This is a genomic window from Streptomyces sp. NPDC087787 (genome assembly GCF_044743035.1).
In the GTDB taxonomy this organism is placed as follows: Bacteria; Actinomycetota; Actinomycetes; order Streptomycetales; family Streptomycetaceae; genus Streptomyces.
This window is the reverse complement of record NZ_JBIUVQ010000008.1, coordinates 76,165-98,162: the sequence shown is the minus strand read 5'-3', so window position 1 is coordinate 98,162 and position 21,998 is coordinate 76,165. Positions and strand designations below refer to the sequence as shown.

Sequence of the window (21,998 nt, the reverse complement as noted above, 5' to 3'; positions counted from 1 at the left end):
TGTCGGACAGACGGCGCCCGGCCGCTTTGCCGCGCGGGCGCTACTCGGTGACGAAGTCGCCCATCATGGCCATGTCCTCGTGCTCCAGGTTGTGGCAGTGGAGCATGAAGGGGCCGGTGTAGTCGGTGAAGCGGACGACCACTTCCACGGCCTCGGCCGGACGCAGGTCACCAGACGGGACGCAGCGGCGGGATGGAGTCCCCGGCCAACGCCCTGATGAGGGCGGCGAGTTCGGCTCGTGGCACCTGGAGCCCGGTTTCGTGGAGCCGCCTGGCCAGCTGCGCCTCCAGATCGTGCAGGATCCGCCCGGCCACGGCCAGGTGCTCGTGGGCCCTGGTGGTCAGCACGACGAGTTTCCGCCGACCGCCGGCGGGGTGCGGTTGCCGCTGGACGTACCCCCGCTCTTCGAGGTCGTCGATGATCTGTCCGGCGGCCTGCTTGGTGACCCCGAGCTGCTCGGCCAGCTCGCTGCTCGTGGCTCCGGCGCCGCGGAGCGCCTGGAAGACCAGACCGTGCACGGGGCGCAGGTCGGTGTGTCCGGCGGCGTCCACGCGGCTCACGAACTCGGAGAGGACCAGCTGGAAGGCCAGGCCGAGCAGGAAGGTGAGCTCGGTGCGCTCAAGTGGGTCGTGGGTCTCCATCGGCTCATCTTGACACACCTGTGTAAAGCTTCTTTACTCGATGTGAGTAAAGAGGCTTTACACAGGAGGTGCCATGTACGTGATCAGTGAGACCGAGCAGCGGACGACCAGGACGCCGGCGGGATCGGTGTTCGGCCTGGCGGGTCCGAGCCAGGGCAGCAGTGAGGTCAGCACCTGGCGGGTGGAGCTGGGCGCCGACTCGGCCACACCCGTTCATGTCATCGACCGTGAGCAGGTGTGGATGCCGCTGTCCGGGGAGTTCCTGGTGGAGGCCGACGGCAGGACCGAGCGGGCCGGGGCCGGTCAGGCGGTTGTCGTCCCGGCCGGCGTGGTGCGCCGGCTCAAGGCCGTGGGCGGTCCGGCGGAGGCGCTGGTCGCCATGGTCGTCGGCGGCAAGGCGATGCTGCCGGGCAGTGCGGACAGGATCCCGCTGCCGTGGGCCGAGTGACCTCTCACCAGCTGATTCCGGCGGCCACCGGCAGGTGGTCGCTGCCGGTGGCCGGCAGTACCCAAGAGCTCTCCGGCTTCACGCCCCTGACCAGGATCTCGTCGATCCGCGCCACCGGGAACTTCGCCGGCCAGCTGAAGCCGAAACCGTCCCCGGCCGCGTCCTGGACCGACCGCAGCCGCGAGGTGATGCCGGCGAACGCACGGTCGTCCATGGTGCCGTTCAGGTCGCCGAGCAGCACCACCCGCTCACTCGGATCGGCGGCGACGGCCTCGCCGAGCGCCTGCGCGCCCCTGTCCCGTGAGACCGTCCAGAAACCTCCCCTGGGCATGACCCGTACGGACCCCAGGTGGGCCACATAGACCGTCAGGGGGCCCTGGTCCGTGGCCACCGTGGTGCGCAGCGCCCGGTTGTAGGTCATCTTGACGTCGGCCGGCTTGCTGTCCGCCAGCGGCCCGTAGTCCGTCTTGATGTCGACCGGCCGGGTGTCCGACAGCGGCAGCTTGCTCCAGAGCCCGACCGTGCCCTGCACCGTGTGGTACGGGTACGCCTTCGCCAGCCCCTTCTCGTACGCGCCCAGAGCCTGCTGGGTCAGCTCCTCCAGTGCCAGCACATCCGCGCCGGAGGCGGCCAGGTCGCGCGCGGTACCCGCCGGGTCGGGGTTGCCGGCGTCGACGTTGTGGCTGGCCAGGGTGAGGTCGCCGCCCGGGTGGGACTTGTCGGTGAGCAGCCCGCCGAAGAGGTTCAGCCATACCGTCACCGGCAGCAGCAGCGCGGCCGTCGCGGAGGCGGAGCGGCGCCACAGTGCCCCGGCCAGCAGTACCGGGATGAACAGGCCGAACCACGGCAGGAAGGTCTCCGTCAGGCTGCCGAGGTTCCCGATTAGGTTCGGGATCCGGGCGTGCAGCAGCATGAGCAGGCCCAGCAGCAGCGCCGACGCCGCGAGCAGGGGGCCGCGCCTCCACGGCCCCGGCCACGCGTCGATCCGGAGCGCCCGGCGGACGCCCGCGCGCCGGGTGCCGGGGCCGGTGTTCCGGCGGTCGGCGCCGCCCGGTCCGGTCTTAGCGGTGTCCGCGGTGTCCGCGGTGTCCGCCTTGTTCAGGGTCTCGGCGCGTTCCCCGGCTTCGAACTGCTGCCGCGCATCCGCGAATTCTTGTATGGGTTCACTCACTGACCAAATGCCCTAATCGTGAAATATCGGAAGCTGAACGGTGATACGGAGTCCGCCCGCGGAGCGCGGGGTGATGGTGAGGGATCCGTCGTGTACTTGGGTGATCCTCTTGACGATCGCCAGGCCGAGGCCGACCCCCGCGTGGTCGTCGCGTACGCGTGCGGTGCCGCGCTGAAAGGGTTCGGTGAGTGTCGGGACCAACTCGGAGGACAGCTTCTCGCCGCTGTTCTCGACAGTGAGCACCGCGGTCTCGGCGCGGACGCCGGTCGTGACCCACACGGAGCCTTGTTCGGGCAGGTTGTGCACGATGGCGTTGTGCACAAGGTTCGTCGTCATCTGGAGCAGCAGCGCCTGCGACCCGAACGCCGGGGTGATGTCACCTGAGGTGTCGAGGGTGACACCGCGCTTCTCGGCGAGCGGGAGCAGTGTCTCGGCGGCCTCCTCCATGAGCAAGGACAGGTCGACGGGCTCCCGGGTGAAGGCCCTCTGGTCGGCGCGGCTGAGTACGAGCAGCGCCTCGGTGAGGTCGATCGCCCGGGCGTTGACGGCGTGGAGGCGGTCGACGAGTTCGCCGGGGTCGTGCGGCGGATCCTCGCGGGCCACGTCGAGCAGTGCCTGCGAGATCGCGAGCGGGGTGCGCAGTTCGTGCGAGGCGTTGGCCGCGAATCTGCGCTGCTCGGCGACGTGTGCTTCGAGCCGTACGAGCATGGCGTCGAAGGCGTCGCCGAGTTCGCGGAACTCGTCCTTGCGGCCTTCCAGCCGGATCCGGTGGGAGAGCGACCCGTTCGCGGCCATGCGTGTGGCGTCCGTGATGCGGGTCAGCGGGGCGAGCATGCGGCCGGCGAGAATCCATCCTCCCAGGAGACCGAACACCAGCAGGAAGACCAGCCCCGCGCCCGCGGTCGGCGCGAAGATGCGCAGGAAGTCGGAGCGCTTCAGCGGACCGGCGGGGCTGGCTCCCATGTCGGGCATGAAACGCAGCAGGGACACCCACACGGCCACGAGCAGCAGGGCGCCGGCCAGCATGAGGAATCCGGCGTAGCTGAGCGTGAGTTTGAGGCGAACGCTCAATCCGGGCGCTCTATCCACGGTCTCCTCCCTCGGCTCCGGCCTCCGGTCGCGTGTCGATGCGGTAGCCGGCGCCCGGCACGGTGGCGATGATCCAGGGTTCGCCAAGACGCTTGCGCAGTGCCGATACGGTGATGCGCACCGCGTTGGTGAACGGGTCCGCGTTCTCGTCCCACGCGCGTTCCAGGAGTTCCTCGGCACTGACGACACCGCCCTCGGCCGCGACGAGGACTTCAAGCACCGCGAACTGCTTCCTGGTCAGCGCGACATGGCGGCCGTGGCGGTGGACCTCTCGGCGGAACGGATCCAGCCGCAGACCAGCGATCTCCCGTACGGGCGGCCTGTTGTGCGCACGTCTGCGGTCGAGCGCTCTGAGCCTGAGCACGAGTTCCCGGAGGTCGAACGGCTTCGTGAGGTAGTCGTCGGCGCCGAGCCCGAACCCGGTGGCCTTGTCGTCGAGACGGTCGGCGGCGGTGAGCATGAGGATCGGCATGCCGCTGCCGGAGGCGACGATGCCTTCGGCGATCTCGTCACCGCTGGGTCCGGGGATGTCCCGGTCGAGGACGGCGATGTCGTAGGCGTTGACGCTCAGCAGCTCCAGCGCCGTGTCGCCGTCGCCTGCGATGTCCGCCGCGATCGCTTCCAGACGCAGGCCATCGCGGATGGCCTCCGCCATATACGTTTCGTCCTCGACGATCAGCACTCGCATGCTGCGAGGCTACGAGACGGCACATATCGTCGGCGTATCGAAAACCGCGTACGTGCCGGCAGGCGCACCCTGATGTTCCTTGAGCCGGCCGGCAGGAGTGCGTCCGTGCGGGACGACCACGCTGCCGTCCAGCTCCGTGCGGCCGCGGTTGGCCCCCGCGTGGCCCGCCGCCCAGGACCGGCGGGCCGGCGCCTCGGAGGCGCCTTCGCGAGGTAAACGGAACGTACGCCTCCACCGGCCGGATCGGAAGTCCCGCGGCGGTGTGCCGCCGCTCACACGGAGGTGGCTGACTTTCGCGGACCGCACGCCGTCACGAGCGGCGGAAAGCCCATCGGGGGTCGGACGCGACCGTGCCGAGCGAGTTGAGCTCCGCGGTCGGTACGGTGCTGCGGTACTCGTCCTCCGGCATGGCGATCCGCGGCAGTGCCGCCTGCCGCGCCGCCCAGGCGGCGGGAGCGTCATGTCCCCGCTGTGCCCGCCGTGTGGACGACCGGCGCGACGGGGGCGCCGTTCTTGCGTGCGGAGGACAGCGCGGCCTCGACGACCGCGACCGCCGCGTGGATGCCGGCCGCCGTGACCAGGGGAGTCCGTCCGTAGCGGATGTCGTCGCAGAACTCGGTGAAGAGCCGGCGCAGCGCCGTCACCCCGGCGGGCCCGCCGATCTGGCGGGACACGCTGCCGCCGTCCGTCCCGCGCACGGAGACGGAGGGAGCGTCCTCGTCGGCGAGCACGTGGCCGTGCGAGCCGAGCACCCGCAGGCTCGACGAGACGGGCGCCGGGCCGACACCGGCGGGTGTACGGGCCACGGTGGCGGTCGCCACCACTCCGTTGCGCAGGCGGAGCGAGAGCACCGCCGCGTCCTCGACACCGTGGGTGCCGTGCGGTCCGTCGAAGAGGGGCGCGTGGGGCGCGGCGCTGCTGAAGGCGACGACCTCCTCCACGTCCAGTCCGGTCAGGTGCCGGATCGCCAGGGCCGGATACCAGCCGAAGTTCATGAGTTCGCCGCCGCCGGACAGGGCGGGGTCGCAGACGAGTTCGGGGCGCTCGACCGTGGTTCCGTCGAGTCCGCCGGCCGCGAGCCACTCCGCGTCGACGGCCAGGGGCAGGCCGATCGCGCCGGAGTCCACGATGCGCCGGGCGCGGACGAGTTGCGGAGAGTACAGGCGATGGACGGCGGTGAGCAGCCCGCGGGAGCGGTCGGCGGCGTCCCACAGGCGCTGCGCGCCGAGGGTGTCGGTGGCGGCGGGCTTGTCGACGATGACGTGGCGGCCGGCTTCGAGCGCTCTCAGCGCGAGTTCGACGTGGCGCGTGGGTTCGCTGCACACGAGGGCGATGTCGCAGGAGGCGAGACCCTGCTCCAGGTCGAGCAGCGCGATGCCCGTCGTCCGGGCGAGAGTGGCACTGTCCTCGGCGAAGGGGCTGTCGGCGGTGTCGGCGCAGCCGATCACTTCGATGCCGGGCAGGGACCGCAGCAGCGGCACGTAGTCACGGGCGTGCCGGACCCCGGACGCGATGAGGATCCTCATGTCAGCAGACCTCCTTGACGTCGACGGGGCGGCCCTCGTCCGCGCTGAGCTGTGCCGCCAGGGCGGCGGCCAGGGCGGCACGTATCTGGTGGGGAGCGGTCAGCGGGGCGGCCACGCCGTCGAGCACGTCGCGCAGATGCCTGGTCTGCTCCGTCATGGCGCCGTCGATCGAGGCGGGAGCGACCGGCGACGCGGAGTGTGCTCTCGGCTCGTCCTCGCTGCTGTGGTGCAGGGTGCCGGTCGTGCCGGACAGCACGAGCCGGCGGACGAACGTGCCGCGTGCCGCGAGGGCGTAGCACAGTTCCACGGTGGCGAGGGCGCCGCCGGCGAAGCGTACGAGGATCTGGAAGCTGTCGGGGGTCGGCATCCCGGGCGCCCAGGTGCGGCAGGGGCGCGCGAAGACACGGACCGGTTCGTCGTCCATGAGCCAGGTCAGCAGGTCGAGGGCGTGCACGCCGTTGTGGGCGACATGGCCTCCGGAACGGGACGGGTTCAGCTGCCAGCCCCGCCAGCCTCCGGGCCAGACGTGCCCGGTGTACCAGGTGAGGTGGGCCAGGCGCGGAGTGCCGATCGCGCCCTCGGCGACCGCCCGGGCGACTTCGAGGTGGACGGGCTGGAAGCGGGCCGTCTGGGCGACGAGCAGGTGCCGGCCCGCGGCCCTCGCGGCGGCGAGGATCCGGTCGGCGTCGGCCACGTTCAGCGCGGCGGGCTTCTCCAGGAGGACCGCGCGACCGGCTTCCAGCGCCGCCACGGAGAACTCCGCATGGGACTCGGGTGAGGTGCACACGGCGGTGACGTCGATGCCGTCCGACCACGCACTCGCCGGGTCGGTGGACCATGTGGCCCCCTCGGCGAGGGCGGCCAGCGCGGCGGCCCGCTCGGGGTGCCGGTCGACGACGTGGGCCAGCCGCATTCCCGGGACCTGTGCGAGCGCGGCGACGTGGTCACGGGCGATGGCACCGGCGCCCAGGACGGCCACGCGGTGGCCACCCGGCCGCCGGCCGGGGTCTCGCGGTTCCTTCTCTTGGGGCGGGACCTCTCCGGGAACGGGGTCAGGGCGCACGCGCGGCTCCTCACACTCGACTCTTCGGGTTTCGAGTTCAGACGTCAGACATCTTATGTCTAGCGTGGGGGTTCGCGGGAGGGGCGCCGTACGCCGGCCGTGGGTCACCCGTCAGGACCGGTCCGCGTCGCGTGCCCGACACGCAGTGCGGACGATGAGGTCATGCGCCCTCAGCCGACGGAAGACCTGTCGCCGTCCCTCCGCCGTGTCCGCCCGCACGGGCGGTACCTCGTCCCGGCCTCAGTCACTGTGACGTTCGCTCTCGCGGTCGGTGTGCTGACCGGATGCGGCCACAGCGGCGGCAGTGGTTCCAACGTCAGCCCGGGGCCGACTCCTCCCCACACTGCGTCGTTCTCGTCCCAGCCGCTGCCGTCGGCGCTGGCGTCCTCGGCTTCGGCGGCCATCTCCTCCGCCCGCGCCTCCGCGTCGGCGGCGGCCTCGTCCGCGTCCGCGCGTGCCTCGGAGTTCGAGGCGTCGGTGTCGGCCGAGACCGCCCGGCGGGCCGCGGTCGCCGAGAAGGAGCTCAAGAATGTCCCGGGGCGCGGCAACGCGTTGTCGGAGGTCGGGCTGACCGGTGTGCCCAGGGCGCAGTCCGGGGGTGTGCCTGCTTCCCTGGTCACCATCACCAACAAGACGGACCGCAAGGCGTCCTACGCCGTGCAGGTCGACTTCGTGGACGCGCGTGGGCATGTGGTCGAGACCCGCTACACCGGGGCGGAGAACCTGGAACCCGGCAAGCGTCAGCAGCCCATCGTGTTCAGCCGGAAACCAGCAGAGCCCAACCTGACCGCCCGGCTGGCCAAGGCCCAGCGCTACTGAGCGGCTCGACAAGGGCACCCGCCCGATTGACGTCGAGGAACTCCGCGATCCCGGCTGCACCACCAAGAGGATCGCCGCCCTGCTCCGCGCCTGGCGGGGGCCGCCTGAACCGCGGGGCTGCCCAGCCCGCTTCCTTGGGGCTGTCGACACCGGGTCGGGCAGCGGCGGTTCGACGTACGCCCGGTCTAGCCGGCGGCTTCGGGCTGGGCCTCGGCCTTGGGAGCCGGGGCCGCCTCGGGCTCCGGCGCGTGGGGAGCGGTGTAGAAGACGGACGTGCCCTGCTTGCTGCGCTGAGCCTGGCTCCTGGCGACAAGGTTCTCGAGGGTGGTGCGCACGACGTTGGTCTTGATGCCGCGGTCGGGGTGTGCCTCGCCGAGCGCCGTGGCGACCTCCGCGGCGGAGCGCGGTTCGTTCTGCTCGGTCAGATGACGGCGGACGAGGTCGGCCAGCGTGGGCTGCGCCTTCTTCGTGGCAACGTCCTTCCCGGCCGCGGGAGTTCTGGCGGAGCGCCCCTTGGCCTTGGCCGTGGGCTGTTCCGCAGCCGCCTTCTTCGCCTTCCCGCGGGGCTCGGCAGTCGCCTTCCCACGGGGCTCGCCGGTGGCCTTCTTCCGCGGCGACGGCACGGTGGCGCTGCCGGTGCTCGCGGGCTCAGGGGCCGCTCCCGCGACACCGAGCGCCTGCCGCATGTTCACCAGCACGGTGTGGTCGTGCTGAAGAGCGGCCAACTGCTGCTGCAACCCGGCGATCTCCGCCGTGATGCGTTCCTGCTCCTTGACGTTCTGCTCCAGGTCGCCGGTCACCTGGTTGATGTACTGCGACGTCAACTCAGTGGCGGTAGCCGTGTTGTGGGGCAATTTTCTCTCCTTGCTCCGGGCCGGTCGAAGCCTGCGTACCCCCGTGGCAGCGAGTCAGGTGGCAGATGCTCCGGCTGCGGGTGTCTGGCCCAGTGATGATACGGGTGGGTATACCTGCCTCTGGGCAACTACTTCGGTCAGTATGCGCCCAACCCGCACGGTGCGACGCCACTGCCGCACCGCCGCGCCCCGTGTGACGGATCCCGCACCGCACCGCGTGCGGAAGGGGTGGCCCCCGCCCTCGCCAGGGCCGATCGTGGAGACCATGAACGATCACCGCTTGGCATCCGGCGAGGTACGCCCGCTCTGGCGCCGGCTCGGTCTACCCGGTCTGATCGACGTCCACACGCACTTCATGCCCGAGCGTGTCCTGCACAAGGTCTGGAACTACTTCGACGCGCAGGGACCGCTGACCGGCGGGCTCGAGTGGCCGATCACCTACCGCGAGGAGGAGACGGAGCGCACGGCCGTCCTCCGGGAGTTCGGTGTCCGGGCCTTCACCGCGATGCTCTACCCGCACAAGCCCGGCATGGCCCCGTGGCTGAACGGATGGGCCGCCGACTTCGCCCGTCGCACTCCCGACTGCCTGCACAGCGCCACTCTCTACCCCGAGCCGGGCGTCGAGACGTACGTCCGCGAGGCAGTCGAAGCGGGCGCGCGCGTGTTCAAGGCCCATGTACAGGTGGGAGCGTACGACCCGGCCGACGAACTCCTCGATCGGGCCTGGGGGTTGCTGGCGGAGGCACGGATTCCCGTGGTGATCCACTGCGGCTCGGGGCCCGCACCGGGCAAACACACCGGCCCCGAGCCGGTCGCGCGGCTGCTGGCACGGCACCCGCAACTGCGCCTGATCGTGGCGCACATGGGGATGCCCGAGTACGAGGAGTTCCTGGACCTCGCCGAGCGGTACGGGCAGGTGCGGCTGGACACGACGATGGCGTTCACCGACTTCACCGAGGGATTCATGCCGTTCCCGCGCCGGGCCCTGCCCCGGCTCCAAGCACTCGGCGCCCGCGTCCTGCTCGGCTCCGACTTCCCCAACATCCCCTATCCGTACGTTCATCAGCTCCACGCCCTGGAGCGGCTGGGGCTCGGACCCAAGTGGCTGCGGGCCGTGTGCCACGACAACGCGGCAGAACTGTTCGGGCTGTGAGCCACAAGGGAGAGTGCCCCGTACCCGTGCGGTGGCCTCCGCCAGGGCCGAACAGCCTGATTTCGGGGACGTGGGACCCCTGCGCGGGCCCGCCGGACGTGACGATGATCAAGCACATGGGGAGAAGGGAAAGCCGCAAGTGATCGCTGTTGTAGGCCACGCCGATCTCACCGCGCCGACGCTGGCTCTGCTGGAGGAGGAACTGCGTTCCCGTCTCGCCGCGTTCGCCCAGGCGGGAACGTCCGGGCTGGTGCGCGCCGGGAAGGGACTGCCGGTCGTGGCCGGGCGGGCCGCCCGGAAGGCGGGACTGGCCCTCGTGACCGTCCTGCCGTCCTGCAACGGGGTACCCGCGCACGTCGCCGGGCCGGACCGGAAGGCGGCCGGAGAACTCCTGCTGCTGTCCGAGCAGGTGCGGCTGGTGGAGTACGACCCCGGTGACCGCACCTCGTGCGTGACGGCCGACGAGGGACTGCTGCGCTCGTGCGCACGGGTGCTGGCCATCTGGGACGGCTCCCCCTCCTCGGGGAGGGACGCGACGGCGCACCTGGTGGCCTATGCCCGCAGCCACGGCGTCGACGTCGAGGTGCTCTGGCCGCAGGGGGCGGAGCACGAGACCGCCCGCAGGGTGTAGCCCCGGCCGCGACGCCCTACCAGCCGCCTCCCCGGGACCGCCGCCGTCCGATGAACGTCACTGCGACGACGGCTTCCTCTCCGGCTGGTCCGCCCGCAGATCGGCGAGCAGCTCCGCCTGCCCCGCCAGCACACCCGACAGGATCGAGCGGGCCACCCGCATCAGTTCCGCCACCTCCAGGTTGGCCAGCGAGTAGTACACGTTCGACCCCTCCTTGCGGGTCCGTACCAGGTTCGCCCGCCGCAGCACCGCCAACTGCTGGGACAGGTGCGCCGGTTCGATCCCCACCTCGGGCAGCATCTCCGCGACCGCGTGCTCGCGCTCGCTCAGCAACTCCAGGACGCGGATACGGGCCGGGTGTCCGAGCGTCTTGAAGAACTCGGCCTTCAGTTGGTACAGGGGCGTACTCACCCTGCCGTCCCCTCCCCGGCACGCCACGACCGGAACGGCCGGCCCACTCGGCATCGCATCCACCTACTCGTCAAGAACATGCGCCCTATCCTCGCGTGTCCGGTCGCGTCACTGTCCAGCCGGTGCCGTCGGCTCGGCCGGCAGGACTCCGGCCAGGTGCAGGTGATCGCGGGCGGCGTGGATCGCCTCGGGCGTGTTGGCGTAGTCGCGGCCCTCGTGCTGGAGCAGTTCCAAAGCGCCGACGGAGTCGAGTACCTGCCGCTGCTCGGGACGGATTCCGGAGGCCAGGACGACGATGCCGCGCCGGTTCAGCTTCTCCACCGCGTCCTTCAGGACGAGGGCGCCGGTGGCGTCCATCGTGGACACCCGCGACATCCGCAGGACGACGACCTTCACGTCCGCCACCTCGGTCAGCTCCAGCAGGAAGCGGTGCGCGGCGGCGAAGAACAGGGGACCGTCGATGCGGTAGGCGACGATGTGCTCGGCGAGCAGCTGGTGCTCCTCGTCGGTGTGGTCACCCCGGTCGAGGGACACCTGGTCGAAGCGGGCCTGCTTCGCCACGGCCCGCAGGGCGAGGGCGCCGGCGGTCAACAGGCCGATGATCACCGCGTACACCAGGTCCAGAGCCAGCGTCGCGGCCGCTGTCAGGACGAGGATCACGGCGTCGGACCGGGTGGCCCGGGCCATCGCCTTCAGCGAGCCGACCTCGACCATGCGGATCGCGGTGGCCAGCAGCACGCCGGCCAGCGCCGCCAGCGGGATCTTCGACACCAGGGGAGCCGCCGCGAAGACGATCACCGCGAGAACGGCGGCGTGGGTGAGTGCGGCCAGCCGGGAGCGGGCACCGGTGCGGACGTTGACGGCGGTGCGTGCGATGGCTCCGGTGGCCGGGACGCCGCCGAACAGCGGGGCGGCGATGTTGGCCAGCCCCTGGCCGAGCAGCTCCCGGTCCGGGTCGTGGCGCTGCCCCACCGTCATCGCGTCGGCGGCGGCCGCGGACATCAGCGACTCCAGCGCGGCCAGTGCGGCCACCGCCACGGCCGGGGCGAGCAGTGAGCCGAGGGAGCCGGGATTGAGGAAGGAGAGGGAAGGCGCGGGCAGTCCCGCGGGCAGGTCGCCGATGGGCTTCGCGTCCAGTACGGCGACCTGGGCCACGACCGTGGCGGAGATCACGGCGACGATGGAGAACGGCACGGTGGGCCGCCACCGCGCACCGGCCAGCATGAGCAGGACCACACAGAGCGCGAGCCCCACGGCGGTCCAGTTCGGAGCCTTCACGAACTCCTCGACCGCGTGCCAGGTGATGACGAGGACCTTGTCGCCCTCGGGTTTGGGCACGCCCAGCGCGTTCGGCACCTGCTGCAACCCGATCACTCCGGCGATGCCGAGAGTGAAGCCCTCGATCACGGGTGCCGGCACGTACTGCATGTAGCGCCCGGCCCTGCACGCGGCGAGGACGACGAGCATCACGCCGGCCATCAGGCCCACCGTGAGAACGGCGGTCGGACCGTATTGACCGACGATCGGCACCAGGACCACGGTCATCGCCCCGGTCGGCCCCGACACCTGGAGATTCGACCCGCCGAACACGGCCGTCAGCGCGCCGGCGACCACCGCGGTCGCCAGACCCGCCTCGGCGCCGAGCCCGGAAGACACCCCGAAACCGAGGGCGAGCGGCAGCGCCACGATCGCCACCGTCAGCCCGGCGAGCAGGTCACGGCGCGGATCACGCCGCATCTGGGACAGATCGGAGCGGGAGGGCAACAAGGAGATGATCCGTTGGTACAGCGGAACCGACACGACCCCTCAGCTTCCCCTCGCACAGCCCCACCGGGGCGAGCCACACAGAAGCCGTGCCCCCGGCTACCTGGGGGCACAGCGAATACAGCATCTAAGCAATTGCGAAATTTAGCAATCCTGAATCCGATTTGCTCTGTTTGTGTGGATAAGGGGTCACCGCGGGTCGATGGGACACGTCAGCCCCACGCTCCGGGAGCCGAGCCGAGCAGGCGGGAGACCGCCCCGTAGGCTTCTCCCGCCCACTTGGTTCCGCGGGGAAGGGAGTCCGTGAACGTCGGCATACAGCGCGGCGCGATCGCCGCCGTACAGGTCCTCGGCCTCGCCGTCTGGTTCTCCATGTCGGCGGTGGTTCCCACACTGCGCGGCGAGTGGGGGCTCGACTCCTCGGACGCCGTATGGCTGACCGCGTCGGTCCAGCTCGGCTTCGTCACCGGCGCGCTCACATCGGCCACGCTCACCCTTGCCGACCGTCTTCCACCCCAGCGCCTTCTCGCCGGCGGCGCCGCCGCTGCCGCCGTGTGCACCGTGCTCCTGGCCGTGTCGGTCGACCGGCTTGCCACAGCCGTTCCGCTCCGCTTCGTCACCGGCGTGTGCCTGGCCGGTGTGTACCCGGTCGGCATGAAACTCATGGCTTCCTGGGCGCACGGCGCCGCCCGCGGCAGGTCCATGGGCGTGCTCATCGCCGCCCTGACGCTCGGATCGACCCTTCCGCACCTCATCGCCGGCGTCGGGTCACTGCCCTGGCGAGGCGTTCTCCTGGTCGCGTCGGCCGCCGGACTCCTGGCCTCCTGCATCGCGCTGGCCTTCATCCGCGTCGGCCCCCACGCCGCCCCGGCCGCGCCCGCCCGCAACCCCCGCTACGCCCTCACCATGTTCACCCAGCGCGGCCCCCGCTCCGCCAACCTCGGCTACTTCGGGCACATGTGGGAGCTCTACGCCCTGTGGACCTGGATCCCCGCCTTCCTCGCCGCCACGGACAGCGCCCGTCACCTTCCCGGCTCTGTCGAGGTCACCGTGTTCCTCACCATGGGGATCGGCGGCGTCGTCGGCTGTCTGCTCGGCGGCTGGGGCGCCGACCGCTACGGCCGTCCTCCTGCCGCCATCGCGGCCCTGGTCACCAGTGGTCTGTGCTGTCTGTTCTCACCACTGCTCCTCCACTCACCGCCGGCGCTCGTGATCGCGTTCTGCGTACTGTGGGGCGCCGCCGTGATCGCCGACTCCGGAGTGTTCTCCACCGCCCTCAGCGAGGTCGCCGACTCCCGCTACATCGGAACGGCCCTCACGGCCCAGACCGCGATCGGGTTCGCCCTCACGGTCGTCAGCATCCAGATGACCCCTCTCCTCGCGGACGCCGTCGGCTGGCACTACGCGTTCCTCCTCCTGGCTCCCGGTCCCTTGGCGGGTGCCCTCGCCATGCGTGCCCTGAGAACCGGAACCGGCTCCGCCGAGCGTGCGGGGCGAGGGCGTACCGCACTCCGGCACTGACCGCCCCGTCCGGGCGTCCGGGGACTTCGCGGACCTACTCCTCCAGGTTCGACGTCCGCACCGGGCGCCGGAACCTCGGTGCCGCTGCCCGCCCTGCTCAGCGGCCGTTCCCCGCTGCACACCAAGCTGGTCGAGTCGGTGTACGAACGGCAACTGGCCACGTACCGGACCGTCCTCGAACTCGGCGCCGCGGTCGGGGCGTTCAACCTCGTCCTGGACACGGCGACGGCGGCCCTGAACCTGGTGGCGCTGGAGGACGCCTACGGACTGCACATCGTGGCCGGCAACGGCCGGATCAGTGTGCAGCGCGCCGTCGAGGCCATGCTCGACGCGGCACGGGCGTTCGGCGCACCGGCCGAGTGACTGTGAGGCCGGGGCATGCCGCTTACGGAGCAATGGCCTGTCTGGCCGGTCCGGCCGTGTCAGGCTGTGATTTCTTTGATCGCGGTCGTGCCGGGCGGCCGGGTGACCAGGACGATCCCGGCCACCTGGACCTGGACAGGAAGGGCGCCAAGCCGGTGTTCAAGACCTCAACCAGGCGCTCATGACGGCCGGGCACGAGGACGAGCCGAAGCTGCCGGGAATTCCTGACCTGGGGCAGCGCCTGAACGAGGAACTGGACCAGATCGGCGAGCGGCTCCAGGCGCTGGCCGCCGCCAAGGACCGGCTTCAGGGCCTGCTCGACGCGGTACTGGCGATCAGCGGCGAGCTGGATCTGTCGTCCGTGCTGCACCGCGTCGTCACCACCGCGATGGACCTGGTCGGCGCCCGCTACGGCGCCCTCGGGGTGCTCCACGAGTCCGGCGAGTACCTGCAGGCCTTCATCACCGCCGGACTGTCCGAGGAGGAGCGTGCCGCCCTGGCCGGGGTGGAGTTCCCCCATGGCCGCGGGGTGCTCGGGCTGCTGATCCGCCACCCCGAACCGCTGCGCGTCACCGACATCGCGTCCCACCGCCAGCTCGACATCACCCTGAACGCCACCACCGAGAACCCCGTCACCACCGCCCTGCTGGCCCGCATCGCACCCGATGAGCACGGCGACTGGACTCTGCAGTGGAGTACCGCCGGCCACCTGCCCCCGCTGCTGATCACTCCCGGCCGGCATGCCGAGTACCTGAACGCCGATCCCGGCGTGCCCCTCGGTGTCAGCACCGACGAGGTCCGGCCCGACCACACCCGGACCCTGCCCGCGGGGTCCGTGCTGATCTTCTTCACCGACGGACTCGTCGAACACCCCCAACACTCCATCGACGAGGGGTTGGACGCCCTGGCCGCGCTCGCCACCGCGCACGCGGACCAGCCGCTGGAGGACCTCGTGCGGACTCTCGCGGGCGGGCACCCCAGCGACGGCCACGACGACGTGGCCATCCTCGCCCTGCGCACCCCGCTCCGATGACCTCGGCGCACCGGGACCGAGTGCCGTGTCAGCGCGGCGTGGACCGGGCTTTCGGCGCGCTGCCGGTCGACTCCCTGATCTCCAGCCGGGTCGGCAGCACCAACGGCCGCCCCGCGACCGGGTCCGGCCCGTCCATGGCCTTGCGCAGTTCCCGCGCGCCGAGGCTGCCCAGCTCGAACGAGGGAAGTTTCACCGTGGTCAGCGACGGCTGCACGATCCGGGACATCGGCTGGTCGTCGGCTCCGGCCACGGACACCTCCTCCGGAACCGGGACCCCGAGGTCGCGCAGCGCCGCCAGCGCGCCGAACGCCTGGAGGTCGGAGCCGCACACCAGCGCCGTCACTCCGGCGTCGCGCCAGGAGGACCAGTTGTCCGCCACGGTGTCGTACGCCGCCGTCACGTCGATGGGGGAGCGTGCCACCACGACCCCCACCCGCTCCGACGCCTTCCGTGCCTCGGCGGTGAACGCCTTTCGGCGCGCCTCCAGGGTCCGGGTCCGGGTGTCGATGTCGAGGTAGGCGAAGCTCCGGTGACCGTGAGCCGTCAGATGGCGGGCGAGTTCCCTGGCGCTGCCTGCGACGTCCAGATTGACGCGCGGCAGGTCCTTCTGCCGTCCGGGGGAGTCGAGGATCACCACCGGGCACGACGGGTTCAGGGACGTCACCAGGTCGCTTTCGACGGTGGAGATGATCAGGCCGTCCACGCCCAGGTCGAGCAGCCGCCGGACGCTCTCCTGACTGACCGTCTGGCCCAGGGCGGTGACCACGGTGAGGACCTGGTACTCCGGGCTCAGTTCGCTCAGCAGGCCCATCTGCACACTGCTGAAGAAGGGGGTCGCGACGTCGGGCGCGACGTAACCGACGATGCCGGTCCGGCCGGTGGCCAGGCTGCGACCCCGGCGGTCGATGCGGTATCCGAGCCGCTGCGCGGCCGCGTGGACCCTGTCCCGGGTGGCCTGGTTCGCCCTCCCGGTGTCCTTCCCGTTCAGGACCAGCGACACGATGGAGACCGACACCCCCGCTTCGGCGGCGACATCGGCGCCCGTAACCCGGCGGCGTGCCACGAGTGTCACTCCCTTCCCGCCGGAGGCCGGCGACCAGCCCCTGCGAGCGCCGCGGCCCGGTCCGACCGGGCGCGTAGGCGTCGATGATACGTTCCCGGCCCACCGTCACGGCGACCGGTGATCGTTGCCGGCCGCGCCCCGGACAGGCCCGGCGGCGGCCGTGAACGGCCGCCGCCGGGCGGGTGCGCGAACCGGGACCGCGGTCAGTCCACGATCCGCAGGGCCCGCTCCGGGCAGGCCTCGACGGAGTTGCGGGCCTCCTCCAGCAGTTCGGCCGGGATCTCGTCGACCAGGGCGACGGCGATGCCGTCGTCCCGGAGGTCGTAGATCTTCGGCCAGCCGAAGTAGCACAGACCGTGGCCCTTGCAGAGGGCTTCGTCGACCTGCAGGCGTGGCATGGGTTTCCTCCTACTTACTGCTGACGTGCTGTCGGGTTCCGGCGAGGGGTCAGCGAGCGGACACGCGGACCGACTCCATGCCCCAGATGACGAAGGCCGAGTTGCGGCGCGGCTCCTCGACGAGCCTGAGACCGGGGCACAGGTCCCGGATCGAGGTGAAGGTCTCCTCCAGCTCGATCCGGGCCAGCGGCGCGCCCAGGCAGGCGTGCACACCGCCGCCGAAGTTGACGTGGCGGGAGGCGTTCACCCGGCCGACGTCCAGCACCTCCGGGTCGGTGAACAGGCGCGGGTCGCGGTTGGCCGCGCCGTACAGCATCGCGATCTTCGAGCCGAAGGGGATCTCCTGGCCGCCGATCTCGACGTCGTCGGCCAGCACCCAGCGCTCGAACAACTGGAGCGGGGGATCCCAGCGGATGACCTCCTCCACCGCCTGCCGCGGGGCCACCTCCTGGGAGGTCACCCGCGCCCACTGGTCGGGGTGGCGCAGCAGGGCGGTCATGCCGTTGCCGGTGGTGTTGACCGTGGCCTCGTGGCCGGCGTTCAGCAGGACGATCACCGTGGACACGATCTCGTCGTCGGTGAGCTTCCTGCCCTCCTCGGTCTCGGCGTCGACCAGGGCGCTCACCAGGTCGTCGGAGGGCTGCCGGCGACGCAGCGCGATGAGCTCGCGGACGCAGGCGATGAAGGCCGCGGCCGAGTCGTTGGCCTGCTTGGCCTGCTCCTCGCTGGTGTCGAGCTCGTACATCTTCACCATCGCGTGCGCCCAGTCAAGGAACACCGGTGCCTGCTCCTGGTCGGCGCCGAGCAGTTCACAGACGATCGACACCGAGTACGGCATCGCGTAGTCGTGCAGCAGGTCGAACTCGCCCTGCTCGATGAGGTCCGAGAGCAGTTTCCGGGAGCGGGCGCGGACCGCGTCGCGCATCTGCGTCACCCGGCGCGGGGTGAACGCGGAGGAGACCAGCGAGCGGATCCGGGTGTGGTCCGGCTGCTCGATGTCCAGCAGGCTCCACTTCTCCGCCTGCCAGAAGTCGGCCCAGCGGGCGTCGCGCGGCGCGACCCCCATCTCCTCGGGGGTGTACTTGTGGCTGAAGTTCCGGGTGAGGCGGGCGTCCCGCTGGCACGCGAACACGTCCTCGTGACGGGTCACGAGCCAGAGTCCCAGCGACTCCGCCCTGACGACGGGGGTGTTCTCCCGCAGGTGGTTGAGAACCGGGTAGGGGTTCTCCAGGAACTCCGGGTCGGTCGGATCGAAAATCTGCGCGTCCTGCAGCGGACTGCCCATGGTTCTTCCTTTCAACGTCAACGCCGGCCGGTGCGGCGGTGAGCCGGCACCGGATCGTGGTTCCTCGGACGGCCTGCCGGCGGTCCGTTCAGCCGATGGGCGGCCCCAGCCGCTCGCACTCCTGCGCGATCCTTCTGCGCGAGAGCATCGCGTCCCTCGGACGGTTGACCGTCGTCGCGCCGGTCAGCCGGTCGCCCAGCCGGTGCGTGACGAACAGGGCACCGTCGCCGTCGTGTTCCACCTCGCTGTGCCCGCCCGCGAGAATCCGGCCGACGTGCTGGATCTTCATGTCCAGCTGGTCCGACCAGAAGTACGGCACATGCACGAACGGGGTCCGGGACGCGTCCTCGCCCCGCAGTTCGCCCAGCAGGTTCGCGGCCGCCGTCGCACCCTGCTCGCGGGCGGTGCTCCAGTGCTCGACACGCATCCGGGCGCCGAAGGCGGGGTTGTGCCAGCTCGCGGCGTCACCGGCGGCGTAGACCAGGTCCGCCGAGGTCCGGCAGTATGCGTCGGCCTCGATGCCGTCGGCGAGTTCCAGGCCCGATCCGGCCAGCCATCCGGTGGCCGGGCGCACCCCCACCCCGGCCACGACGATGTCCGCCTCGATCGCCCGGCCGTCGTCCAGGACGACGGTGGAGACCCGCCCGTCGCCCCGGACCTCCGCCACCGATCGCGACGTCAGCAGGGTGACCCCGCTGTCCCGGTGGGCGGCGCACACCCGCTCGGCGACGACGTCGCCGACCGCCGGGGCGAGCGGCAGCGGCAGCAGCTCGACGACGGTGACGTCGAGCCCCAGCCGGACGGCGGTCGCGGCCACCTCCAGGCCGATGAAGCCGGCGCCGACGAGCACGATCGACCGGGCGGTCTGCAGCGATCCGCGCAGTACGAGCGCGTCCTCCAGGGTGCGCAGCCGGCGCACCCTGGCCTGCTCGTCGGGGAAGGGCAGCGGCCTGGACTCCGTCCCCGGGGCCAGGACGATGCCGGACGCCCGCAGCTCGGATCCGTCGCTCAGGCGCAGCACCCGCTCCCCGGGCTCCAGCTCGGTCACCGACGTGCCCAGCGAGAGGGTGACTCCGAGCCGGGACCAGTGCGCGGTGGACTGGAACTGCAACGCCGGCAGGTCGAGCCCGCCCTGGAGGACCTGCTTGGACAGCGGCGGCCGGTCGTAGGGGAGGTGCGCCTCCGCCTCGATCAGCCGGATCTCCCCGTCATGACCCTTGGCACGCAGCGCCTGTGCGGCCGCGGTGCCGGCGACGGAGCCGCCCACGACGCATATGCCCGACCGATCGCCCACGTCTTGCTCCAACTCGCCGGCCGACAGCGCCCGACCGGTATCCCATGATCCGCTCGGCAGCGCTGGAAGGGCTCCTGAATAGTGCGTGGGGCAGGGCCGGAAGTACCCCGGCTCATGCCGCCACGGGGAACCTACGTCCGGGCGCCAAGTTCAGTCAAGCGTTTGACTTGGTCGTGAGCAGGACGCTCAGGCGCACCTCGTGTGGCCGGGCGGGGCGTGAGCCGGTCCGTACGGCGGCCCCCGGTTCCTGGGGGGAGGCAGGTGCACGGCAGTCCGAACGGCCTACCATCTCGGGATGCTGAAGCAACAAGGTGACGGTCCCGTCTGCCGGGAAGAGGTCCCGGTGTGGCGCGTGCCGGGTATGCGGCCTCTGCTGGCGTCGACCGCGCTGGGCTTCGCCGGCCTGGCGTTGCTGATGCCGGTCGCCCCCTTGTGGGCGCTCGAGGGCGGGGCGGACGAACTGGGCGCGGGCCTGGTCAACACCGTGCTGATGCTCTTCACGGTGATCGCCCAACTGCTGGTCGGCAGGATCCTCGGGCGTCTCGGCTGGCAGAGGTCTCTGGCCCTCGGCTCGTGCCTGCTCGGACTGCCCGCCCTGGGACATCTGGTCACCAGCCAGGCGGGAGCCGTCATGGCCCTCGCGGCGGTGCGGGGCCTCGGCTTCGGGATCCTCACCGTGTGCGGTGCCACCGGGGTGGCTGCGCTCGTCGAACCCGCCCGCCGCGGCCGAGCGGTCGGCGCCTACGGGCTCGCCATCGCGGCGCCTCAGTGCCTGCTCATCCCCGTCGCGCCCTGGCTGGCCCAGAGCGTCGGGTTCTGGCTGGTGTTCACGTGCGCGGCCGTTCCCTTGCTCGCCGTACCGCTGGCCCCGCGTGTGGCACGCGCCCTGCACGACAGCGGCGACGTGTCCAGCGCGCCCGCCGAAACGCGTGACACGAGCCGGCTCCGCCGCGTCCTGGTCGGCCCGATCGCCGCGCTGCTCGTCATCACCGCGGCCGGCGGCGCCATTCTCACCTTCACGCCCCGTCTGCTGTCCGACCCGGTCGCCGTCTACCTCGCGCTTTTGGCGTTCACCGCGACGGCGGCGCTGTGCCGGTGGGGGTTCGGGCACGTCGCGGACCGCAGGGGAGCAGCCCCGGCGATCGCCCCGCTGCTGTTCGCCGGCGCCGCCGGGCTGGCCGTGATCGGCGCGGGTGCGGCGGGCGGGCGCGGGCCGGTCGGGCCGGTGCTGGTGGTGGCCGGGATGCTCGTCGTGGGCGTCGCCTACGGCGGGTTGCAGAACCTGACCCTGGTGCAGGCCTTCGCCGCCGCCGGCGAGCGGGCGCGCTCCTCCGTCAGCGTCGCCTGGAACGTCGGCTTCGACGCGGGCACCGGTCTCGGGGCCTTCGCCGCGGGCGCGGTCGTCACCGTGAGTTCGTACACGGCCGCGTACGCGGTTCTCGCCGCCGTGACCGCTGTCGTGGGTGCCTGCTGGGCGGGCGCGCGGTGGCGGAACCGCGGGGCGGCGGGGCGAGCGGCGTTGTGAGGTCCTCGACGGGCGTCACGTGCCCAGGAGTCTCGTTCCCGTGAAGAACTCGACGGCTCCGGCTGACCGGGAGGTAGCCCTGCGACTGGCTCGAATCACGGCACAGTACGGCGACTGGGTTTCGGGCTACTCAGCCAAATCCCTGGTCGAGACGACGGGGTCACTGGAGGAGGCCGACGGTGTTCGACGGGTGACTTCCTCGCCGGCGTCTGCGGTGACGCCCGGATCGCGACGCATCGCCACTCTCGTGACGCCTGTCAGAGACCAGAGCGCATGCTGCGCTTCAGCGGCTGACTGCAGGGTCTCGCCCGGGCAGGGGTTTCCCTGGTCCAAGCGGTGACCCCCGCGTCGTTCCGATCGAACGGCTGGGGAGGCGCCTGACCACTGCCGTGTCGGCTCGCACGTGAGGGCCGGCCCAGGACGACTCCGGCCAGGACGAGTGCCAGCCCACACAGTTGCTGGGCCGTCAGGTTTTCCCCGGCGACCACTGTGCCGAGCAGTACGCCCGTGACGGGGTTGAGCAGTCCGACCAGCCCCACGGTCCCCGCGGGCAGGTGCCGCAAGCCGGTGAACCAGGCGGTGAAGGCCAGCGCGGTGGCGACCAGGGCGACGTAGCCGAACGCGAGGAGCGCCGGTGTGTCGAGCACGGGTGGAGGACCCTCCGCCACCGCGGCGACCGGCAGCAGGAACAGGCCTCCGGCGGTGAGCTGCCAGGCGGTCGAGGCGAGCACGTCGGCACTGGTGCTCCACCGCTTGGCCAGGATGTGGCCGAAGGCCGACACGAGCATGGCCGCGCCCGAGGCGAAGACGCCGGGCACGCTCACCCCTTCCACCCCTGTGAGCAGCATGAGACAGACCCCGCCGAGTCCGATCGCGGCGCCGGCCAGGTGTGAGATGCCGGGCCGTTCGGACAACAGGGCCCAGGCGATGAGCATCATCGCCAGCGGGGACACCGCCATGACGGTCGAGGCGATGCTCGTCGGCAGCAGCTGGGAGGCGGCATAGACGAGCACGAAGAACACACTCACGTTGAGCAGCCCGAGTACGGCGGACCGCCACCACCAGGCGCCGCGTGGCCGCTGCCGGCACAGGGCCAGCAGGACGAGGCCGGCGGGAAGCGCCCGCAGGGCGGCCCCGAAGAGCGGGCGGTCCGCCGGCAGGAACTCGTGGGTGACGAAGTAGTTGGTTCCCCAGGCCACCGGCGCGACCGCGGTCAGAGCGACCCAGCGCAGATTAGTTTCCATGGAAGGCAATATAG

Annotated in this window: 23 protein-coding genes; 8 read left to right on the top strand and 15 right to left on the bottom strand. The window is 71.4% G+C overall.

The genetic code is table 11. From position 1 onward, the window contains the following. Nucleotides 1-40: 40 nt before the first annotated feature. Nucleotides 41-148, bottom strand: coding sequence for a multicopper oxidase domain-containing protein (locus ACIOWN_RS15090; protein ID WP_362351792.1), 108 nt, complete (start codon nt 146-148; stop codon nt 41-43). 19 nt (nt 149-167) lie between these two features. Then, complete coding sequence (locus ACIOWN_RS15085) at nt 168-641, bottom strand: MarR family transcriptional regulator (RefSeq protein WP_362351795.1); 474 nt, start codon at nt 639-641, stop codon at nt 168-170. Nucleotides 642-714: 73 nt separating this feature from the next. Here ACIOWN_RS15085 and ACIOWN_RS15080 point away from each other — a divergent pair, with 73 nt between their 5' ends. Next, on the top strand, nt 715-1,089 hold the full coding sequence (locus ACIOWN_RS15080; RefSeq protein WP_362351798.1) for a cupin domain-containing protein: 375 nt from the start codon (nt 715-717) through the stop codon (nt 1,087-1,089). Between the two features lie 4 nt (nt 1,090-1,093). Here ACIOWN_RS15080 and ACIOWN_RS15075 read toward each other — a convergent pair whose 3' ends face one another. From ACIOWN_RS15075 to ACIOWN_RS15055, 5 genes are all read right to left on the bottom strand, one after another. Continuing rightward, a complete protein-coding gene (locus ACIOWN_RS15075; RefSeq protein WP_362352041.1) occupies nt 1,094-2,074 on the bottom strand; it encodes an endonuclease/exonuclease/phosphatase family protein in 981 nt (326 codons plus the stop codon). 198 nt (nt 2,075-2,272) lie between these two features. Beyond that, on the bottom strand, nt 2,273-3,349 hold the full coding sequence (locus ACIOWN_RS15070) for a HAMP domain-containing sensor histidine kinase (protein ID WP_362351801.1): 1,077 nt from the start codon (nt 3,347-3,349) through the stop codon (nt 2,273-2,275). Further along, nucleotides 3,342-4,037: a response regulator transcription factor gene (locus ACIOWN_RS15065; RefSeq protein WP_362351804.1), complete on the bottom strand. Its 696-nt coding sequence runs from the start codon at nt 4,035-4,037 to the stop codon at nt 3,342-3,344. Before ACIOWN_RS15065 ends, ACIOWN_RS15070 begins: the two co-directional genes overlap by 8 nt. A gap of 458 nt (nt 4,038-4,495) precedes the next feature. After that, nucleotides 4,496-5,563: a Gfo/Idh/MocA family oxidoreductase gene (locus ACIOWN_RS15060; RefSeq protein WP_362351807.1), complete on the bottom strand. Its 1,068-nt coding sequence runs from the start codon at nt 5,561-5,563 to the stop codon at nt 4,496-4,498. 1 nt (nt 5,564) lies between these two features. Then, the gene (locus ACIOWN_RS15055; RefSeq protein WP_362351810.1) at nt 5,565-6,542 is read right to left on the bottom strand and encodes a Gfo/Idh/MocA family oxidoreductase; all 978 of its coding nucleotides are present in this window, start codon (nt 6,540-6,542) and stop codon (nt 5,565-5,567) included. Between the two features lie 246 nt (nt 6,543-6,788). Between ACIOWN_RS15055 and ACIOWN_RS15050 the strand changes: the two genes are divergently transcribed. Continuing rightward, complete coding sequence (locus ACIOWN_RS15050) at nt 6,789-7,445, top strand: hypothetical protein (RefSeq protein ID WP_401982407.1); 657 nt, start codon at nt 6,789-6,791, stop codon at nt 7,443-7,445. Nucleotides 7,446-7,630: 185 nt separating this feature from the next. Here the strand turns inward: ACIOWN_RS15050 and ACIOWN_RS15045 are convergent, their stop codons facing one another. Beyond that, nucleotides 7,631-8,269: a hypothetical protein gene (locus ACIOWN_RS15045; RefSeq protein WP_401982406.1), complete on the bottom strand. Its 639-nt coding sequence runs from the start codon at nt 8,267-8,269 to the stop codon at nt 7,631-7,633. 295 nt (nt 8,270-8,564) lie between these two features. Between ACIOWN_RS15045 and ACIOWN_RS15040 the strand changes: the two genes are divergently transcribed. Together ACIOWN_RS15040 and ACIOWN_RS15035 are read left to right on the top strand one after the other, a co-directional pair. Continuing rightward, nucleotides 8,565-9,452, top strand: a complete 888-nt coding sequence (locus ACIOWN_RS15040) for an amidohydrolase family protein (RefSeq protein ID WP_362351819.1) — start codon at nt 8,565-8,567, stop codon at nt 9,450-9,452. 139 nt (nt 9,453-9,591) lie between these two features. Next, a complete protein-coding gene (locus ACIOWN_RS15035; RefSeq protein WP_362351822.1) occupies nt 9,592-10,083 on the top strand; it encodes a hypothetical protein in 492 nt (163 codons plus the stop codon). Nucleotides 10,084-10,140: 57 nt separating this feature from the next. Here the strand turns inward: ACIOWN_RS15035 and ACIOWN_RS15030 are convergent, their stop codons facing one another. Both ACIOWN_RS15030 and ACIOWN_RS15025 read right to left on the bottom strand, forming a co-directional pair. After that, on the bottom strand, nt 10,141-10,494 hold the full coding sequence (locus tag ACIOWN_RS15030; protein ID WP_361418486.1) for a metalloregulator ArsR/SmtB family transcription factor: 354 nt from the start codon (nt 10,492-10,494) through the stop codon (nt 10,141-10,143). 108 nt (nt 10,495-10,602) lie between these two features. Further along, the gene (locus tag ACIOWN_RS15025) at nt 10,603-12,231 is read right to left on the bottom strand and encodes a SulP family inorganic anion transporter (RefSeq protein WP_362352042.1); all 1,629 of its coding nucleotides are present in this window, start codon (nt 12,229-12,231) and stop codon (nt 10,603-10,605) included. Between the two features lie 330 nt (nt 12,232-12,561). On the opposite strand from ACIOWN_RS15025, the gene ACIOWN_RS15020 reads away from it, so the two are divergent. From ACIOWN_RS15020 to ACIOWN_RS15010, 3 genes are all read left to right on the top strand, one after another. Beyond that, nucleotides 12,562-13,779, top strand: a complete 1,218-nt coding sequence (locus tag ACIOWN_RS15020) for an MFS transporter (RefSeq protein WP_362351825.1) — start codon at nt 12,562-12,564, stop codon at nt 13,777-13,779. A 78-nt stretch (nt 13,780-13,857) separates the two neighbouring features. Further along, nucleotides 13,858-14,142 (top strand): hypothetical protein, encoded by a 285-nt coding sequence (locus ACIOWN_RS15015; protein ID WP_362351828.1) that lies wholly within the window; start codon nt 13,858-13,860, stop codon nt 14,140-14,142. A gap of 181 nt (nt 14,143-14,323) precedes the next feature. Next, nucleotides 14,324-15,175 (top strand): SpoIIE family protein phosphatase, encoded by an 852-nt coding sequence (locus tag ACIOWN_RS15010; RefSeq protein ID WP_362351831.1) that lies wholly within the window; start codon nt 14,324-14,326, stop codon nt 15,173-15,175. 28 nt (nt 15,176-15,203) lie between these two features. Here the strand turns inward: ACIOWN_RS15010 and ACIOWN_RS15005 are convergent, their stop codons facing one another. From ACIOWN_RS15005 to ACIOWN_RS14990, 4 genes are all read right to left on the bottom strand, one after another. Beyond that, the gene (locus tag ACIOWN_RS15005) at nt 15,204-16,238 is read right to left on the bottom strand and encodes a LacI family DNA-binding transcriptional regulator (protein WP_362351833.1); all 1,035 of its coding nucleotides are present in this window, start codon (nt 16,236-16,238) and stop codon (nt 15,204-15,206) included. A gap of 203 nt (nt 16,239-16,441) precedes the next feature. After that, on the bottom strand, nt 16,442-16,636 hold the full coding sequence (locus tag ACIOWN_RS15000; RefSeq protein WP_100568766.1) for a ferredoxin: 195 nt from the start codon (nt 16,634-16,636) through the stop codon (nt 16,442-16,444). Between the two features lie 49 nt (nt 16,637-16,685). Further along, the gene (locus ACIOWN_RS14995; RefSeq protein WP_362351836.1) at nt 16,686-17,921 is read right to left on the bottom strand and encodes a cytochrome P450; all 1,236 of its coding nucleotides are present in this window, start codon (nt 17,919-17,921) and stop codon (nt 16,686-16,688) included. Between the two features lie 88 nt (nt 17,922-18,009). Further along, on the bottom strand, nt 18,010-19,215 hold the full coding sequence (locus ACIOWN_RS14990) for an FAD-dependent oxidoreductase (protein ID WP_362351839.1): 1,206 nt from the start codon (nt 19,213-19,215) through the stop codon (nt 18,010-18,012). A 295-nt stretch (nt 19,216-19,510) separates the two neighbouring features. Between ACIOWN_RS14990 and ACIOWN_RS14985 the strand changes: the two genes are divergently transcribed. Beyond that, nucleotides 19,511-20,740 (top strand): MFS transporter, encoded by a 1,230-nt coding sequence (locus tag ACIOWN_RS14985; RefSeq protein WP_362351842.1) that lies wholly within the window; start codon nt 19,511-19,513, stop codon nt 20,738-20,740. Between the two features lie 257 nt (nt 20,741-20,997). Here the strand turns inward: ACIOWN_RS14985 and ACIOWN_RS14980 are convergent, their stop codons facing one another. Further along, complete coding sequence (locus ACIOWN_RS14980; RefSeq protein ID WP_362351845.1) at nt 20,998-21,984, bottom strand: EamA family transporter; 987 nt, start codon at nt 21,982-21,984, stop codon at nt 20,998-21,000. Nucleotides 21,985-21,998 lie beyond the last annotated feature (14 nt).